The sequence below is a fragment of the Gardnerella swidsinskii genome (genome assembly GCF_003397705.1).
GTDB classification, from domain to species: Bacteria; Actinomycetota; Actinomycetes; order Actinomycetales; family Bifidobacteriaceae; genus Bifidobacterium; species Bifidobacterium swidsinskii.
Window position 1 is genome coordinate 279,741 of sequence record NZ_QJVB01000003.1, and the last position, 17,795, is coordinate 297,535.

The 17,795-nt window shown below is 39.8% G+C and carries 14 protein-coding genes, 1 tRNA gene and 1 riboswitch; of the genes, 12 read left to right on the forward strand and 3 right to left on the reverse strand.

Translation table 11 applies throughout. The annotated features are described in order from the left end of the window. Positions 1–16: 16 nt before the first annotated feature. Together pth and mfd are read left to right on the forward strand one after the other, a co-directional pair. Positions 17–616, forward strand: a complete 600-nt coding sequence (pth, locus tag D0T18_RS05120) for an aminoacyl-tRNA hydrolase (RefSeq protein ID WP_004111397.1) — start codon at positions 17–19, stop codon at positions 614–616. After that, positions 606–4,214, forward strand: coding sequence for a transcription-repair coupling factor (gene mfd / locus D0T18_RS05125; RefSeq protein ID WP_116440602.1), 3,609 nt, complete (start codon positions 606–608; stop codon positions 4,212–4,214). Before pth ends, mfd begins: the two co-directional genes overlap by 11 nt. Positions 4,215–4,251: 37 nt before the next feature. On the opposite strand, the gene D0T18_RS05130 is transcribed toward mfd, so the two are convergent. The 3 genes from D0T18_RS05130 to D0T18_RS05140 form a co-directional block, all read right to left on the reverse strand. After that, positions 4,252–4,989, reverse strand: a complete 738-nt coding sequence (locus D0T18_RS05130; protein ID WP_116440603.1) for an ABC transporter ATP-binding protein — start codon at positions 4,987–4,989, stop codon at positions 4,252–4,254. 150 nt (positions 4,990–5,139) lie between these two features. Then, positions 5,140–6,138 carry an ABC transporter substrate-binding protein gene (locus D0T18_RS05135; protein WP_116440604.1) on the reverse strand — a complete coding sequence of 333 codons (999 nt, stop codon included), beginning with the start codon at positions 6,136–6,138 and terminating at the stop codon, positions 5,140–5,142. 154 nt (positions 6,139–6,292) lie between these two features. Then, positions 6,293–7,108 carry an ABC transporter permease gene (locus D0T18_RS05140; protein ID WP_116440605.1) on the reverse strand — a complete coding sequence of 272 codons (816 nt, stop codon included), beginning with the start codon at positions 7,106–7,108 and terminating at the stop codon, positions 6,293–6,295. Beyond that, positions 7,098–7,222, reverse strand: a riboswitch (TPP riboswitch). Its footprint overlaps the gene before it by 11 nt. 210 nt (positions 7,223–7,432) lie before the next feature. Here D0T18_RS05140 and eno point away from each other — a divergent pair. The 10 genes from eno (at position 7,433) to pheS (ending at position 17,792) form a co-directional block, all read left to right on the forward strand. Next, complete coding sequence (gene eno / locus D0T18_RS05145; protein ID WP_004111411.1) at positions 7,433–8,728, forward strand: phosphopyruvate hydratase; 1,296 nt, start codon at positions 7,433–7,435, stop codon at positions 8,726–8,728. A gap of 194 nt (positions 8,729–8,922) precedes the next feature. Further along, positions 8,923–9,837, forward strand: a complete 915-nt coding sequence (locus D0T18_RS05150; protein ID WP_033888758.1) for an L-lactate dehydrogenase — start codon at positions 8,923–8,925, stop codon at positions 9,835–9,837. Positions 9,838–10,095: 258 nt separating this feature from the next. Continuing rightward, on the forward strand, positions 10,096–10,596 hold the full coding sequence (folK, locus tag D0T18_RS05155; RefSeq protein WP_004119382.1) for a 2-amino-4-hydroxy-6-hydroxymethyldihydropteridine diphosphokinase: 501 nt from the start codon (positions 10,096–10,098) through the stop codon (positions 10,594–10,596). A 53-nt stretch (positions 10,597–10,649) separates the two neighbouring features. Next, positions 10,650–11,789, forward strand: a complete 1,140-nt coding sequence (folP, locus tag D0T18_RS05160) for a dihydropteroate synthase (protein ID WP_004111416.1) — start codon at positions 10,650–10,652, stop codon at positions 11,787–11,789. A 190-nt stretch (positions 11,790–11,979) separates the two neighbouring features. After that, positions 11,980–12,453 (forward strand): FtsB family cell division protein, encoded by a 474-nt coding sequence (locus D0T18_RS05165; RefSeq protein ID WP_076002800.1) that lies wholly within the window; start codon positions 11,980–11,982, stop codon positions 12,451–12,453. Between the two features lie 111 nt (positions 12,454–12,564). Continuing rightward, complete coding sequence (locus D0T18_RS05170) at positions 12,565–14,241, forward strand: DUF501 domain-containing protein (RefSeq protein WP_049762351.1); 1,677 nt, start codon at positions 12,565–12,567, stop codon at positions 14,239–14,241. Positions 14,242–14,283: 42 nt separating this feature from the next. Continuing rightward, positions 14,284–14,367, forward strand: a tRNA-Leu gene (locus D0T18_RS05175). A gap of 291 nt (positions 14,368–14,658) precedes the next feature. Further along, positions 14,659–15,633, forward strand: coding sequence for a cation diffusion facilitator family transporter (locus D0T18_RS05180; protein WP_410310497.1), 975 nt, complete (start codon positions 14,659–14,661; stop codon positions 15,631–15,633). Positions 15,634–15,745: 112 nt separating this feature from the next. Then, entirely contained in the window at positions 15,746–16,654 is a 909-nt protein-coding gene (locus D0T18_RS05185) for a TrmH family RNA methyltransferase (RefSeq protein WP_116440606.1), read from the forward strand. Positions 16,655–16,724: 70 nt separating this feature from the next. After that, positions 16,725–17,792 (forward strand): phenylalanine--tRNA ligase subunit alpha, encoded by a 1,068-nt coding sequence (gene pheS, locus D0T18_RS05190; RefSeq protein ID WP_162861145.1) that lies wholly within the window; start codon positions 16,725–16,727, stop codon positions 17,790–17,792. The last annotated feature ends 3 nt before the right edge of the window (positions 17,793–17,795 follow it).

A 17,795-nucleotide genomic window follows, 5' to 3' on the forward strand; every position in this document is an offset into this window, starting at 1 on the left:
TGGGGAGTGGTCTGCCATGGCATCGGATTTTTGGCTTATTGCTGGCTTGGGAAATCCTGGTACAAAATATGAGGGTACTCGACACAACATGGGTTTTATGGTTGCAGACGTTTTGGCACAACGTTGGTCAGTATCTCTTTCGGATCACAAAGGTTTAGCTAAACTTGGCAAAGGTGTTATGAATCTTGATGGTCGCGTAGCAAAGTTTTTCCTTGCTAAACCGTTGACTTTTATGAATGATTCTGGTGCTGCAGTATCTTCTATAAGCTCCTATTATCAAATAGAACCGGATCATATTGTGATAATTCACGATGATATGGATTTAGATTTTGGACGCATTAAAGTAAAAGCAGGAGGCTCTGCGGGAGGACATAACGGTATTCGTTCTATCGATCGCTCTCTTGGTACTCCTCAATATTCTCGAGTGAGAATGGGTGTTGGTCATGCGCAGCGTGGTGCTCATGCGCACGATAATACTGTCAATTGGGTTCTTGGAGGTTTTGCTGCAGCTCAAAAATCTGATCTTCCAAACTTTTTAGCAGATGGTGCTGATGCTGCAGAAAGTATTATTTTCCATGGATTAGCAGCAACTCAGGAGAAGTTTAATGGCCGCTGATAGCAGGTCTAATATCAAAAACAACAAGAATGATAAGACTGATGATATTTCAGTAATAAGCTTGAGAGATATTCTTAATGATTTATCAACTAAGGATTCACTTTTTAAAGCTTTATCTGAATATGATCTTGATTCGATATCTGATTATTGTTGCGAAAGTGCAAATAAAAATCGTAAAGATTTAGATTCAATAAGTGGAGATTTAACAATTTCTTCTCCTATTGGCATTCGTTCTGCTATTGTTGCTGCATTAGCTAAAAAAAAGCCGGTTGTTGTTATTGTTCCATCGAGTAGAGATGCTGAAGATTTTATTGCATCTGTACGTGATTGGTACGATGGTGATGCTCAAGACGTTGCTAAATTAGAAGCGTGGGAAACGTTACCTCATGAAAGGCTTTCGCCTAGAGCAGATACTGTTGCTAGCAGGATTGCAGTGTTTCGTAGGCTTTGCCATCCTGAAAATAACACATCACTTTTTGGTCCGATTCGCGTGTTGGTTATGCCTGTGCGATCGCTTATTCAGCCTGTAGTTGAAGGCATTGGTGATATAGATCCTTTGTTATTTGAGTGCGGAAAAGAATTAACTCTTGAATATGCTGTGAAACGTTTGGTAGAAAACGCATATACTCGTGTTGATTTGGTGATGGAACGCGGAGAGTTTGCTGTTCGCGGTGGAATTATTGACGTTTTTGCGCCAACGATGACACATCCTGTGAGAATTGAATTTTTTGGTGATGAAATTGATACTATAAAGCAATTTCATGCTTCTGATCAGCGCACTTATGGCAATAATATTGCAAGTATTTGGGCTACGCCTTGTCGTGAGCTTCAGATTACAGAAAAAATTTGCAAGCGTGCGCGTTCTCTTATTGGAGCAATTCCAAATGCTGACGATATGCTTGAATCAATCGCAAATTCTATACCTGTAGAAGGTATGGAGTCTTTGTTGCCTGCACTAGTGGATCGCATGGAATCAGTGCAAAATATGCTTCCAAAGGAATCTGTTATTATTCTATCTGATTCCGAAAAATGCCGTAGAGCTGCAGATGACGTAACTGCTACAGCTAACGAATTCTTAGCAGCTAGTTGGCATGTTGCTGCTTCTGGTCACGGTTCTGGAGCTCCAATAACATTCGATCAAGCTAATTTCTTGGATTTTGATGAAACGATTTCATCGTTAGAATTGTCTAATCATGACGTATGGAAATTAACATCTTTTGGTGTTGACAATCAAATTTATGGAAATATTGCTTTGCCAGCATCGGCGCCACAAGAGTTTCGAGGAGATGAATCGAAAGTTTCTGGCGGCATCACTTCTCTTGTTGACAATGGTTTTGCTGTAACTATTACTGCAGCGGCTTCTGGTACTCTTGCACGCTTGAGGCGCGCTATATATGCGACTGGTGTACATGAATTTACTACAGTGCGCTCAAGTATTTCGGATGGCTTCATTGATAATGTTGCGCGTATCGCGATTCTTACAGAGCGTGATCTGACAGGTAAATCTTCTGCATCAGCTCAACTAAAAACTCCAAAACGCAGGCGCAAAGCAATCGACCTAATGGAACTAAAGCCTGGTGATTTCGTTGTGCACGAGCAGCATGGTATTGGACGTTTTGTTGGCATGAAACAACGTAATATTGCTGTTTCGGGTGGTAGTGCAACTCGCGAATATTTAGTCATTGAATATGCTCCTAGCAAACGTAACGCTCCTAACGATAAGCTTTTTATTCCAACTGATCAGCTTGATTTAGTGAGTAAATATATAGGTGCAGAAATACCAAAGCTTAACAAGCTCGGAGGTTCTGACTGGGCTCAAACTAAAGCAAAGGCTAAAAAGCATGTTCATGAAATTGCTGAAAATCTTATTAAACTTTATTCAGCAAGGCAGCAATCTCGCGGATTTGCATTTAGTAAAGATACTCCTTGGCAAAAAGAGTTGGAAGACGCATTTCCTTATCAAGAAACTGCTGATCAGCTTACAACTATTGATGAAGTAAAAGCAGATATGGAAAACCCAATCCCAATGGATCGCTTAATTTGTGGAGATGTTGGTTTTGGTAAAACTGAAATTGCGTTACGTGCAGCTTTTAAAGCTGTGCAGGATTCCAAGCAAGTTGTTGTTTTAGTTCCAACGACCTTGCTTGTTCAGCAGCATTACGAGACTTTTACAAATCGCTTTGAAGGATTCCCTGTAAAAGTTGCTGCAATGAGTAGATTCCAAACTTCTAAAGAGATTGAAGAAACTTTAGCTGGATTGCAAGATGGAAGCATTGACGTTGTTATTGGAACGCATAAGCTTTTGAATCCTAGTATAAAGTTCAAAGATTTAGGTTTGGTTATTATTGACGAAGAGCAGCGTTTTGGTGTGGAACATAAGGAAACGCTTAAAGCTTTGCGCACAAACGTTGACGTATTAAGTCTTTCGGCAACGCCAATTCCTAGAACTCTTGAAATGGCTGTAACTGGTATTCGTGAAATGTCTACTCTTGCAACTCCTCCAGAAGATAGGCTTCCAGTGCTTACATACGTTGGTGCGTATGATAATTCTCAAGTTGCTGCATGCATTAAGCGTGAATTGTTGCGTGGGGGTCAGGTTTTTTACGTCCATAATCGCGTTGAAGATATTAGTTCTGTTGCAAGTAAGATTCAGGAGCTTGTGCCAGATGTTCGTGTTGCTATTGCTCATGGAAAAATGGGTGAGAAGCAGCTCGATGCTGTTATTCGTGATTTTTGGCATAGAGATATTGATGTGCTTGTTTGTACAACGATTATTGAAACAGGTCTTGATATTTCTAATGCGAATACACTTATTGTCGATCACGCAGATAGATTCGGTTTAAGCCAGTTGCATCAGCTTCGTGGTCGAGTAGGTAGAGGTCATGAGCGTGCTTACGCTTACTTTTTGTATGATCCGTCTAAGCCTATGACACAACAATCTCACGATAGGCTCTCAACAATTGCTCAGCATACTGCGCTTGGTTCTGGTTTTGATGTTGCGATGAAAGATTTGGAATTGCGCGGAACTGGAAATTTGCTTGGAGATGAGCAAAGTGGACACATTGAGGGTGTTGGATTTGATTTGTATGTTCGTATGGTTTCTGAAGCTGTTGAAAAATATAAGGAACCTGAAAGAGTTGAGCCTGTTTGTGTAACTATTGATCTTCCTGTTGAAGCTTCTCTTCCAGTTGATTATATTGCCTCTGACAAGCTTCGTTTGGAAGCGTACAGGAAGCTTGCTGCTGCTAAGGATAATAGTGATTTGCAAGAACTTCACGATGAGCTTCTTGATCGCTTTGGTAATCCACCTGAAGAGTTTGAGTCTTTGTGTGATGTTGCTCGTTTGCGTTTTAAAGCACGCGAGATTGGTATTACGCAAATCAGCTCTCAAGGAAAATCAGTGCGAGTTGTTGGCATCGATCCAAAAGAGTCTGTGATGATGCGTTTGAAGCGTATTTATAGAGGATTGCAGTATCGTCCTCTTACTCATATGCTTATTGTTCCAGCTCCTTTTGAATCTTCACTCGGTGCTGGTTCAATGAGTGAATCAGATATTCTTAAGTGGTCTAAGCAATTACTTGAAGACTTAGCGTGGTGATTTGTAATATCTGTTGCAATATAAGTGTTAAAAATATTTATTGCAATGCCATGCGTAGTTCATCTTCTATTTCAACGTGATTATTTGGACGCTTTTGTGCATCAAGTTGGCTTCGATCAATATTCCAGTTTTTCTCGATGATTCCGTCTTTAATCATAAGAATTCTGTCAGAAAGTCTTACTGCTTCGGAAATATCGTGCGTGACCATTATCGTGGTCCAGCCATGTTTCTGTCTTAGATTATCAAGCAAATCTTGCATGTCTAAACGAGTTAAAGCGTCTAATGCTCCGAAAGGCTCGTCTAAAAGTAGTAATTCAGGATTATGAACTAAAGCTCTAGCTAATGAGACTCGTTGTGCTTGACCACCTGAAAGTTCTGATGGCCATTTCGAACCGCAATTATTAAGTTGCATATCGTTAAGAGCTTTTTCTGCAATAGATTTTAGTTCTGATTTGTTTCCTTGCATGCCGAAAACTACGTTCTTACTTACTGTTAGCCATGGTATTAATCTTGCATCTTGGAAACCTATTGCTTGATGTTGTGTGACGTTTATTGTTCCAGAATCAGGTTTGATTAATCCTGAAATAACTTTAAGAAGAGTGGTTTTTCCGCATCCTGAGCGTCCTATTAGAGATACGAATTCGCCTTTTTTAATATTTAGATTTATATCTCGTAATATTTTAGCGTTATTTTTAAAAGTCACGCCAATATGTTCTAGAGTAACGCAGTAAGAGTTATCTTTAGTCTCATAGTTTTCTTCTATTTGAGTGTTCATATTTACTCCTACTGCGTTGCTCTAAATCATGTTTATATAATCTTGTTATATAACTTTGTTTTAATTTTGATTAATCAGTTATATATTATTTTATTTTGATATTTAATTTTGTTTTTTATGAATATGTGTTTTATGGATAAATGAATTAATTTACTTTGTGCAATCCATTACAGAATCTTTCAAATTCTTTGGAGCTTGCTTAATTAAACCATATTTCACGTATTCTTTAGCCTGAGTTTCCATCATTTTCAAACCTTTTTCATCGATTGGACGAATAGTTGGATTGTCAAACTTTTCAATTTGCTTAATAATAGTTTCGCTTGCTCCGAGCTGCTTGTATGCGTTTCCAATAACATTGTTTTCTTTATGAGACTTTTCTGCTTCGCGAACAAGAGCCTTGTACATCTTCTTAACAAGATCTGGATGCTTTTGTGCAAAGCTCTTAGAAACAATGTGAATAGTAACGTTCATATTGCCGTACTTTTTAGCATTTACAAGCAATTTTGCGCCTGGAGTTGTCATTGCTGCAGCAAGATTCTGATCAAATGAAGAAATGGCATCAATCTGCCCAGATGTAAATGCTGCTTGGAAGTTTTTAGGGCTCATCTCAACTTTGTTAACTTTAGAAACGTCTAAACCGCTTTTATCGAATGCACGGTGAAGCATGTAATCGCCAGTATCACCGTTGTGAATAATAGCAACTTTTTTGCCGTATAAGTCTTTTAGTGTTTTTACGCCGCTTTTTGCGGACGCAACGATTCCTTGAGAATCACCGTTGTAATATTCGAGTGCAAAAGCTACCCATGGCTGTCCTTCTGCAATCAAATCAATGAAGCGTCCAGTTCCAGTAGTTGTAGCATCTGCATTTCCGCTCATCACAGCAGTAAGACCGTCAACTGGAGTGTAAGGACCAGTGTAAACTACTTTAGATTTGCCAAATTCGTCTTGAAGGAATTTCTCATTTTTCAAAGTAGTTAAATAATTTGCTGTAGAAAGATAAGCAACTCTCATAGTTCCAGCATCTTCTTTTGAAGAAGCGTTTGATGATTTTTGTGAGCTTCCGCAAGCTGCAAGAGATACAGTTGCACAAGCAGCGCAGATTAATGCAATAATGCTCTTTTTAGAAAATCGCATTTTTAAATTAGCCATGATATACAGCTCCTTTTGTTTGTTGTTTTGTTTATCTGTTGTTTGTTTGGTTGTTATTATTTGGTTGTTGAATCTAAATATTGACTAATTCTTAAAAGCAATTTAATGCATTTTAAAAAGTAGTTAACTTTAGAAAAATGTTGATATTACTAGATTATTGGCGTGATTTTTTATCTAATCTGCGTTCAGGTATAAGAAGATACTCTAATATGTTTGCAGTAAGCTCAGATCCAAGACCTGCAATTGCGTACATAATAACGCATGCCATCATTTGATCTGGTCTAAAGAATTCTTGTGCTCTTGAAAGAATGTATCCAATTCCAATAGAAGAATTAACTGTTTCGCAAGTCACTAATGCAACCCATGCTACAGATATTGCAAATCGCAAACCTGTCATAAAACTTGGAAGTGTGCCGCGAAGCAAAATAGATATAAAAATAGTAGATTTTTTAACGTGATAAACCTGCGCTAATTCAAGAAGTTTTGAATCAATATTACGAACTCCGTCGCGAATATTAACGTACATAGGTCCAAAAACACCGACAGCTATAAGTGCTATTTTCATCGTTTCATCTATTCCGAGGAAAATTATTAATATTGGAGCTAAAGCCGGGAATGGAATTGACCTCAACATGTGGCTTGGTTTATCAACTACAATATTGCCAAGCTTACTGCCTCCTGCAAGTATTCCTGCTGGAACAGCAAAAATAATTCCTAACAAAAGTCCTAAAAGAACTCGTAAAATACTTATTCCTAAGGATTTTAATAATATGCCTTCGTTGTTTAAATCAATAAAAGCTTGTATTACTTCATATGGGGATGGCAAAGAACGGTCTTCGGTTGGAGAAAGAGTTGTGAAAAACCACAAAACCAAAATGAGGATAGTTGAAATCCACACTTTACATGAAGATACCGCTTTAAATGCAATCTTCAATATGTTCTTCGCTTTATTAGGCGAACTGTAAGTCATGCGACAATCCCTTCGATAGTTTTAGCTATATCAGGTTCAACGAGTGTATTCTCAGCGCAACACTATATGTATTGTTGTTTGGCACGATGTAGTTGCGCACCCCGTGTCTGAGGTCATTATCACTTAAGGGTATGGACAAGTATATTTTAAATCGATATTTATAAACGATATTACTTAAAAATATACAATTGGCTCATATGACTCGAGTTAAATCAAAATATTGTGAACGTTCACGGCATAAATACGCTGGTACTCAATATAACGTCCATAAAACGCACTAATCTTAAAAGAGTCATCACAACCCATAGGTATAAAGGAGTAGTTGTGGCAGCTATTGAAAGCGTATATGCACGCGAAATTTTGGATTCTCGTGGAAATCCTACTGTTCAGGTTTATTTGGAGACCGAAGATGGCGCTCAGGGTATTGGTTTAGTGCCTTCTGGTGCTTCTACTGGTGAGGCTGAAGCTTGGGAACGTCGCGATGGCGACAAGTCCCGTTATCAAGGTAAGGGCACGTTGGAAGCTGTTAAGGCTGTCAACGAGGTAATCGCACCTAAGGTTATTGGCATGGATGCCACCGATCAGCGCGCTCTTGATGAGACGATGATTGAGCTTGATGGCACGCCAAACAAGGGCAAGCTTGGTGCTAACGCAATTCTCGGCGTTTCCCTCGCTGCTCTCTACGCTGCTGCTGAGTCTGCTCAGCTTCCGTTGTACCGCTACATTGGCGGCACCAATGGTCACATTCTTCCAGTTCCAAACATGAACATCATGAACGGTGGTGCTCACGCTGATTTCGCAACCGATATTCAGGAGTACATGATTTCTCCTTACGGTTTCGCGACCTACAGCGATGCTTTGCGCGCTGGTGTTGAGGTTTATCACACCTTGAAGAATGTTTTGAAGAAGGAAGGTTTGGCTACTGGTCTTGGCGACGAAGGTGGCTTCGCTCCAAAGATGAAGTCCAATGAGGATTCCTTGAAGTACATCATGGATGCAATTGCAGCCGCTGGCTACGAGCCAGGCAAGCAGATTGGTATTTCTCTTGACGTTGCTTCTTCTGAGTTCTACAACAAGGAAACTGGTAAGTATCGTTTTGATGGCGAAGAGCGCGAATCTGCTTACATGCTTGATTACTACGAGAAGCTCATCAACGAGTATCCAATCGTTTCCATTGAAGATCCATTCCAGGAAGAAGGATGGGATGATTGGGCAGAAATCACCAAGCGTCTTGGTGATCGTTTGCAGTTCGTTGGCGATGACTTGCTTGTCACCAATCCAAAGCGTTTGGCTAAGGGTATTGAGCTTGGTGCAGCTAACTCCTTGCTCGTGAAGTTGAACCAGATTGGTTCCGTCACCGAAACCCTCGACGCTATTGAGCTTGCAACTAAGAACGGCTTCACTTCTATGGTTTCCCATCGTTCTGGCGAGACTCCAGATACCACCATTTCTGATCTTGCTGTTGCTAAGAACACTGGCCAAATCAAGACTGGTGCTCCTGCTCGTGGCGAGCGTATTGCTAAGTACAACCGCTTGCTTGAGATTGAGGAAGAGCTTGGTTCTACCGCTCAGTATGCTGGTTACAGCGCATTCAAGGCTTGCAAGAAGTATATGAAGTAACTTTTAGTTTTAAGTAACTTAGTGGCTTCTTGAGTCTTTGAGTTTTAACGGTCAGTCGTGTTTACGGCTGACCGTTTTTCGTATATTTTAGCGATTTTTTGAAAAAATATATAAATTTTTCTAACATTACTTTTATTCTCATCAAAATAGTGCTATTTTTTATGGAAAACTAAAAACGGAAGGAGATGTTTCATATGAGAAAAGTCGCAGTTATAGGCATGGGAAACGTTGGTGCAGCAGTAGCGCATCAACTTGTTGTTGGCGGTCACGCTGATGATTTGTACCTTTATGATACAAACGAGGCAAAGGTGAATGCCGACGCATTGGATTTTGAAGATTCAATGGATAATGTGCCTTTTAACGTTAATATTACGGTTAATGATTATGAAGCATTAAAAGACGTAGAGGTAATCGTAAGCGCCTTGGGTCACATAAAGCTTTTAGACGTTCCTCATCCAGATCGTTTTGCAGAGCTTAAGTATAATCGTAAGGAAGTTGCAGAAGTTGGTGCAAAGATTAAGGCTTCTGGATTCCACGGTGTTTTAATCGACATAACAAATCCTTGCGACGCTATTTGCCAGCTTTACAAGGAAGCTACTGGTCTTCCTTACGAAAAGATTATTGGAACTGGCACTTTGCTTGATTCTGCGCGCTTGCATCGTGCAGTAGGCAAGTTCTTTGGCGTGCATCCAAAGGCTGTTAAGGGATATAGCTTAGGAGAGCACGGTGATTCGCAATTCGTTGCGTGGTCTACTGTTAAAGTCTTTGAGCAGCCTATAACAGAGCTTATTAAAGAAAAGAACATGAATTTAGACGCTATTGATGAGGAAACTCGTGAAGGCGGTTTTACTGTGTTCTACGGAAAGAAGTACACAAACTACGGTATTGCTGCTGCTGCAGTTCGTTTAGTGGATGCAGTTCTTTCGGATTCTAAAGAGCAAATGCCTGTTTCAAACTATCGCGAAGAATACCATTCTTATCTTTCATACCCAGCAATTGTTGGTAGAGAAGGAATTGTTAAGCAATGCCAGCTTGATTTGACTCAAGAAGAGTTGCAAAAGTTGCAGCATTCTGCAGATACAATTTTGAGTAAAGCTCAAGCAGAATAGATAAGTCAAAAATAAAATAACTAAAAAATACTACTTTTGAATCTAAAATATTTTTACAGATTTTAGATAAAAGCGTATTGGAAAATGTCGTTGTAGGTTTGATTGCTCTTCAAGAGTATTGAATTTACAGCGACATTTTTGTTATAAAAATTTTTGATATTAGATTATTTATTGTTTGAATTCATAAAGTTGGCTAGTCCTAACTGTTCATGATATATACTTTTAACTATAAATTGAATTATTTTTTTTGGGGGAAATATGATTTCTAGTGCATACATAAGTGTTGGAAGTAATATAGGTGATAGATTACTTAATTTGCGTCAAGCTGTTTCGCTATTGAAGCAAAATTCGCATATAAGCAATATTATCGTTTCTTCAGTGTATGAAACTGAACCAGTTGGTGACGTAGTGCAAGACAGTTTTTATAACATTGCTTTACGCTTGGACACTGATTTAACAGCTTTTGAATTGCTTGATTTTATTCATGATATTGAACAGCGTCTTCACAGAAAGCGCATAGTTCGTTGGGGTCCTCGAACAATCGATTTGGATATTATTGATTTTGGTGGTCAAACTATAAAAAGTGAAAATCTTACGATTCCGCACAAAGAAAGAGATAATCGCAGATTTGTATTAGTTCCTTTGCTTGAAATAAGCGCAGACGATGCAAATTATCATGAACTTATACAAGATAAGCTTAATAAAACTAGCGACACTAATTGGATTAATATTATTGAAAGTAGCGAAGTTTTTAATTAGTTTGGAATATAAATTTAGTTTTAAATATGAGGTTTTAGAAAGAAAGAATACAAATGCGAATTATTGAAAGCAATTTGGAGAATGCGTCTTCTAAAAATATTGCAGATATAGCGTTACTGCAGGATCTTTGCGTAAATCAAAAAATTTTATGCACGTGGGAAAATATTAGTGAAAACGATTTAAACAAAGTAGCTGATTTTCTCGATCATTTTGATACAGCTATCAAAGTTTCCGAGTCTTCTATTGACTTTATTTTGCCGCTTATTGCTCTTAAACCTTTTATGCAAGAGTGCGAAAAAGCATGGTACGAAGATCAAGAATTACTTGCAAGTTTGCGCTCGCTATTAAAGCAAAAAGCAATTGTGTGGAATGCAGGGCGATTCTGCTTTGATACACTTGACAAGCCGATAGTTTACGCGATTTTGAATATTACTCCTGACTCATTCTATGATGGCGGCAAGTACCAAAGTGAAGACGAAGTAAATAGCCATATTAAAGAAATAGTTGAAGCTGGTGCTGATGTTATAGAAGTAGGCGGTCAAACTACAAAACCTGGCGGTTATTTAGAAATTACTCCAGAAGAGGAAATAAGTCGCGTTATACCTGCTATTAAGTATATTCACAAAAATTATCCTCAAATTGCTGTAGCAGTAGACACTTACAAGTTACCTGTAATGGAAGCTGCAATTGAAGCTGGCGTAGATATTATAAATGATGTTCGTGCGTTTGATTCTCCAGAAAAAGTAAAGCTTATGGCAGATTCTAACGTTGGATTAGTAACAATGCATAGCAATAGAGATACAGAATATGACAATTTAACAAAGGTTATGTGTCAATTCTTTAGCGATAATTTAAAAATGCTTGTTGATGGAGGAGTTGACTTAAATAGGATTATTCTTGATCAAGGAATTGGCTATGCAAAGGTTGCTGATGGTGAACAAGATTATGCAATGATGCGCAATATTAATCAATTGCATCGTTTTGGTCGACCAATACTGGTTGCGATTTCTAGAAAAGGCTTTGGTAAGAAGCTTTTTAATTTAGATAAAGAAGATCGTTTGCCTGTCACTTTAGTTGCAGAAACAGCGATGTTTATGGCTGGTGGACGTGTAATACGTGCTCATGATATTGCAGAAACAAAGCAATTAGTTGAAATGATCGATGTTATTAATAGAAATTACTGGTTTAAGTAGAAAAATTTGAATATTTTTTTTGCAGTTTTGTTCGTCAGTTTTTTTAATTTTAATAACGAATAAATGTGAGTTACTGTAAATGTAGCGTGACTGTAAATGTGGCACAACAGCATTTTGCATCTAAAGCACGTAAGATATTAGCGGAATACATGATGTTTTCACGTCGAATACATCAAGTAATTTAGAGAGTATGGTTATGAAAAAGCGTCGTAAAACAGCATTAGGTGAAGATGTAGCACCATTGCAACAGCGTCGACTACTTTCAGGACCGCTCGTGTTTTTATTTATGGTTTTTGTAGTTACCGTTAGTTCAATTGAATGCATTTCAACAGTTAGAAATTATGCGTTAAGCTTGTCTGAGCTTCATGCACTTCAGCGTGAAGAAAGTGATTTACGTGAACAAAAACGTACGTTGGATAATAATATTGACCGATGGAAAGACAAAGCATACGTTACCGCTCAAGCTAGAGATCGTCTCGGCTTTATTTTTCCCGGTGAGCAGGCTGTTCGCGTAGAGCATCCTGAAGCAGTAACTGGAAAAGTTCCGAATGAATTTGCTCAAGAAAATAGCGAAACTAAGACTCATTCAGTCTTGCCTTGGTATAGTGACTTAATGTATGCAATACATAAAGCAGACAAACCAGATACTGTGCCATCCTTATAACATATAAACTGATAAAATATATAAACTGATAAAGTAAAAGATTATTTATTTGTAAAACAGCTTTAACAGGAGTAGAAACGCATGGCTAACAGCCAAGAAAGTTCAGATAAAATGCAGAACAGTAATAAGAAATATATTCCAGAAGAAGCTGTGAAACGTTTATTTACTACACCTGCAAGTGATGCTGAGCGTACAATTGTTGAAAAGCAACTTGGAAGATTCCCTAGAGGAATGGTAGCTGTTGGTGCGCGTTGCGTTTGTGGTAGACCTCTTGCTGTTATTACTAGACCATGCTTAGAAGATGGCACACCATTCCCAACTACATGCTACCTTACCAGTCCTGAAGCTGTAAAAGCGGTGTCTCGCGTAGAAGCAGACGGTATTATGCGAGAATATAACGAGCTATTACAATCGGACGAAGATCTGAAGAAACAATATGAGCGTGCGCATAAGTATTATTTGGAATTCCGTCATGAATTAGCTGTGTCTTTGGGGGATAGTGAAGAGCATATTAGTCAGATGAGCGCTGGTGGAATGCCAGTTCGTGTTAAATGCTTGCATGCTTTGCTCGCGCAAACATTGGTAATGGGCAAAGGTGTAAATCCGATTGGTGACATGGTGCTAGAGCGCATTAAAGATGAGTTTGATCCTAACGTGTGCCGTTGTACTACTCCGTGGAGCGATGATGCATATGCTACTGAAACGGAAGTTGTTGTGGAAGACGAAACGATTGCAAAAGATAAAACTGCAGAGGGTGAAGCTGTGAAAAGCGACACGACTACTTGTGCAGAAAAAACAGTACAGGTTGCCGCAATTGACTGTGGTACGAATTCTATTCGACTAAAAATTGCGCAAGTTTCTGAGCATGGAATGAAAGATATTGTACCTCGTATGCTTCGCGTTGTTAGACTAGGTCAGGGAATTGACGAAACTCATCGTTTCGCAGATGACGCTTTGGAGCGAGTGAGGGATGCTGCGCACGAATTTGCGCAAGTTTTGAAAGAACATCCAGTTGATGCGATTCGTTTTGTGGCAACTTCAGCTACACGAGATGCTGAAAATCGTGAGATTTTTGAACAAATGATGATTGATGAGCTTGGTGTTCGTCCTGAAGTTATTAGTGGTACTGAAGAAGCAGCTCTTAGCTTCCTTGGTGCAACAAGCGTTGTGTCTCGCGATGAGTTGCAGCCACCGTATCTCGTAGTTGATTTAGGTGGAGGTTCTACTGAGTTAGTGCTTGGAGGGGATGGGGACTGCTTGCCGGCGCACAAGGTTTCTGCAGCATACTCCATGAATGTTGGTTCTGTTAGAATGACTGAAAGGCATTTGCATACTGATCCTCCTACGGAAGAGGAAATTCAAGCTGCGATTGAAGATATTGACAAGCATATTGATGATGCTTTCAAAGTTGTCCCTGCAGGGCGAGCTCGTACTATTATTGGCGTTTCTGGAACTGTGACAACTATGGCTGCTTTGACTATGGGATTGCAGCATTATGATCATACTGCTGTCGATGGTGTGCATATTGGATTAGAGCAGGCTTATGCTGTTAATAATCGCTTTTTGCGTATGCCTAGGGACTGCAGGCGCACGTATGCGACGATTCACCCAGGGCGTGTGGATGTTGTCGGCGGTGGAGCAGTGATTTGGAGCCGTGTGTTGGAGAGATTAGCAAAAGCTGCGTATGAGGATCACGGTGGGGTTTTGGATACGTTTGTTGCAAGTGAGCATGGTTTGCTTGACGGAATTACGCTTGATTTGGGAAGAAAGTTACTCGCCACACGCTGAGCTTGTTCTTTGCTTAGATATATGGCATAATAAGTGATTGCTGCCTCTGTGGCGGAATTGGCATACGCATCAGACTTAAAATCTGACGCCCTTACGGGCTTGTGGGTCCGAGTCCCACCGGAGGCACAAACAAAGCGCTGCACAGTTTTTAGCTGTGTGGCGCCTTTTGCTTTTCTGTTGGTTTTACCTATAACCCATAATGCGTGCATGTCGACAGCTTGTGATTACATAGTTATAGACAAAGTAATTGATAATAGTGAACCCCGGCTTAGGCTGGGGTTCATTGCGTATAAGGCAAAATGCGAATGATATTGAGAAACGATATCGCCCAAATATTTTAATATTTTAGGAGGTTGGAAAGTGCATAATCATAACGATGTAATTCAAACTAACGGCACTGGTTCACGCTCAAGCAGTGTGAATGCAAATGTCAACTCTTCCGATACTAATTACAATAACGCCAACGCAGCTTCCCAAGCAGAAGCAATTCACGCAAGTCATGCACATCAGCATCGTTTGCTTCTTACGCTTTCTCTTACTGCAACTGTGTTCTTTGCTGAGGTAATTGGTTCTTTCATAACCAATTCCTTGTCGCTTCTTATAGACGCAGGTCATATGCTTACAGACATTTCGGTTCTTGCAGCTTCAACAGTTACTGCAATTCTTATGCGTCGTCGTCCAAATAGTAAGCGCACGTGGGGTTGGGCGCGTCTTGAGGTTATTACAGCTGCTGCGGGAGCTCTTATTTTACTGCTTGTAGGAGTGTATGCTCTTGTTGAAGCTGGAATGCGTCTTTTTGGTAGTGGCCATCAAGGCATTCACGATGTAAATCAGCTGCTATTCTTTGGTATCCTTGGTTTAGCTGCGAATTTAGGTTCTCTTGTAATTCTTATGTCTCAATCGCAAGACAATATGAATATGCGTGCTGCTTTTCTTGAGGTTATGAACGATGCTCTTGGATCTGTTGCAGTTGTAGTCTCAGCTATTGTAATGATGAGTACAGGTTGGGCAGGTTTTGATGCTTTAGCTGGCGGTATTATTGCGCTTCTTATGATTCCTCGTGCGTTAAAGCTTCTTAAGAATGCTGTTAAGGTTCTTCTTGAGCAGACTCCTGAAGGTCTTGATTTAAACAAAGTTCGTGAACATCTAGAGCATGTTCCTCATGTTCTTGCAGTTCATGATTTGCACGCTAGTACTGTCTCTACTGGTATGCCGATTTTTATGGCACATGTTGTTGTGGATCCTAATATGACAATGACTCAATGCTCTCAGGTGCTTTCCCAGCTTCAGGACTGCTTGCGCGAGCATTTTCCTGTTTCTGTCTCTCACACTACTTTCCAGCTTGAGCCTAAGGGTTATACCACTTCTAGTGCTTCAGAGCATCATGAATAGAGTTTATAAGGTTTTGCTTATAAGTCTTGTTGTAAAGAACGTGACAAGTTTGCATAAATACGTGAATGCGTATTTCCTGTGTCGTAATTGTTTTTGAAGTAAAGTTATATTTATGCCGTTAAAAGAACTAATTGATAATACTCACAGTGAGCGCGTGCGCAGACTCGTTTCTTTAGGTCGCGCAAAGTCGCATGATTTGCAGCGTTTTTTAGTTGAAGGTCCGCAAAGTGTGCGCGAAGCTGTACGTTATGTCACAGATTCGTTATGTGATATTTATGTTACTAAAGATGCTTGTGAAGGTAATGAAAAGGAAAGTTCCCAATTTTCTTCTTTGCGGGAAATAGTTAAAGAAGCTTTATCTCAATCTTGTTATGTTCATCCTGTTGAGTCGAATATTATGCAAAAAATTAGTGCTGATTCACAGGGAATTGTTGCGGTTGTTAATTCGAAATCTTTGGACGATATTTATTTTAGTGAGTTTAAAAATTTGCAACAATCAGCACAAGTGAAAGTAAAAAACGATTTTAAGCCTCTTCGTATTGCAGCTTGCTGGCAGGTAAGAGATCCTGGCAACGCTGGTGCTATTATTCGTGTTGCAGATGTTGCTGGATGCGATGCTGTTGTTTTTGTTGATGATTGCGTAAGTCGGTGGAATTCTAAGCTTGTGCGTTCGACTGCTGGCTCACTATTTCATCTTCCTGTAGTGCAATTAAGCGTTCAAGACTGGTTCGAATGCGCTGCAAAATCAAATATTCGAGTTATTGCAGCTGATATTTACGGAACTGACAAGATTAAACCTGTGCCATTTCCAAAAATTTTAGTCAATTCCGAGGTTATTAGCAGTTCTTTGGCTATTTTATTTGGCAATGAAGCTAGAGGCTTACCTAAAGAAGTATTGCAACAGGTTGACGATATTTCAATAATTCCAATATATGGAAAAGCGGAATCAATGAACCTTGCAACAAGTGCAGCAGTAATGCTTATGGGCTTGGCTATGTCGAGTCATGAGCGAAAAATATAACTTTGGGCAATATTTTGCAATATCGTATATAAACAATGAATATACGTATAACACAGATAGGAAGGGTGCTGTGACCGATAATAAGCCATTCGATATTAAAGCTGTAACTAAAGCAGTAAAAGAAGGTATTGCTAGCGTTACAGCTGCTCAAACTATGGAAGAGCTGAAGGCTGTTAAAACTAAGTATGCTGGCGCGCAGTCAGTGATGACTGTTGCAAGTAAAGCAATTGGTTCTTTGCCTGCGGATCAAAAGAAGGAAGTTGGCAAGGTGATGTCAACTTTGCGAGCTGATTTTGGTCGAGCTTTTGCAGAAGCTACAGAGCGAATTAAAGCTGTTGAAGAGGCTAACATGCTTTCTGCAGAAACTGTAGATATGACTCTTCCAATTAATCGTAAGCCTTTAGGTGCTCGTCATCCTATTGCTCGTATTATTGAGGATTTTGAAGACTTCTTTGTGTCTATGGGTTGGCAGATTTCTGCGGGTCCAGAAGTTGAAACTGAATGGTTTGATTTCGATGCATTGAACTTTGGTCCGGATCATCCTGCGCGTCAAATGCAAGATACTTTCTACGTTCAGGGTAATCAAGCTAAGGATGCTGCAGGCTTTGTCGGTTCAAATATGGTTTTGCGCACGCAAACTTCTTCTGATCAAGTACGTGCGTTAATTGAGCGTGGAGTTCCTCTGTATATTGCTTCTCCTGGTAGAGTGTTCCGCACTGATGAACTGGATGCAACGCATACTCCAGTTTTCCATCAATGTGAAGCTTTGGCTGTAGATAAGCATTTAACAATGGCTGATTTAAAGGGTGTTCTCGATCGTTTAGCTGTTGCGATGTTTGGTCCAGATGCAAAGAGCCGCTTGCGACCAAGCTACTTCCCATTTACTGAGCCTAGTGCTGAGCTGGATCTTTGGTTCCCAGATAAAAAGGGCGGTCCAGGCTGGATTGAATGGGGCGGTTGCGGAATGGTTAACCCTAATGTGTTGAAGTCTGCAGGTTTAGATCCACAAGTGTATACCGGTTTTGCTTTTGGTGTCGGCTTGGAGAGGACTCTGCTTCTTCGCCACGATATTAACGATATGCATGATTTGGTTGAAGGCGATAAGCGCTTCAGTGAACAGTTTGTAATGGGGGAGTAAAAC

Bases quoted from the DNA above. Each gene is read 5' to 3' on its own strand.
- folP (WP_004111416.1), top strand. From the start codon at position 10,650: ATGCGAATTATTGAAAGCAATTTGGAGAATGCGTCTTCTAAAAATATT.
- D0T18_RS05130 (WP_116440603.1), bottom strand. From the start codon at position 4,989: ATGAACACTCAAATAGAAGAAAACTATGAGACTAAAGATAACTCTTAC.
- D0T18_RS05170 (WP_049762351.1), top strand. From the start codon at position 12,565: ATGCAGAACAGTAATAAGAAATATATTCCAGAAGAAGCTGTGAAACGT.
- D0T18_RS05140 (WP_116440605.1), bottom strand. From the start codon at position 7,108: ATGACTTACAGTTCGCCTAATAAAGCGAAGAACATATTGAAGATTGCA.
- D0T18_RS05150 (WP_033888758.1), top strand. From the start codon at position 8,923: ATGAGAAAAGTCGCAGTTATAGGCATGGGAAACGTTGGTGCAGCAGTA.
- mfd (WP_116440602.1), top strand. From the start codon at position 606: ATGGCCGCTGATAGCAGGTCTAATATCAAAAACAACAAGAATGATAAG.
- pth (WP_004111397.1), top strand. From the start codon at position 17: ATGGCATCGGATTTTTGGCTTATTGCTGGCTTGGGAAATCCTGGTACA.
- D0T18_RS05185 (WP_116440606.1), top strand. From the start codon at position 15,746: ATGCCGTTAAAAGAACTAATTGATAATACTCACAGTGAGCGCGTGCGC.
- D0T18_RS05135 (WP_116440604.1), bottom strand. From the start codon at position 6,138: ATGGCTAATTTAAAAATGCGATTTTCTAAAAAGAGCATTATTGCATTA.
- folK (WP_004119382.1), top strand. From the start codon at position 10,096: ATGATTTCTAGTGCATACATAAGTGTTGGAAGTAATATAGGTGATAGA.
- D0T18_RS05165 (WP_076002800.1), top strand. From the start codon at position 11,980: ATGGTTATGAAAAAGCGTCGTAAAACAGCATTAGGTGAAGATGTAGCA.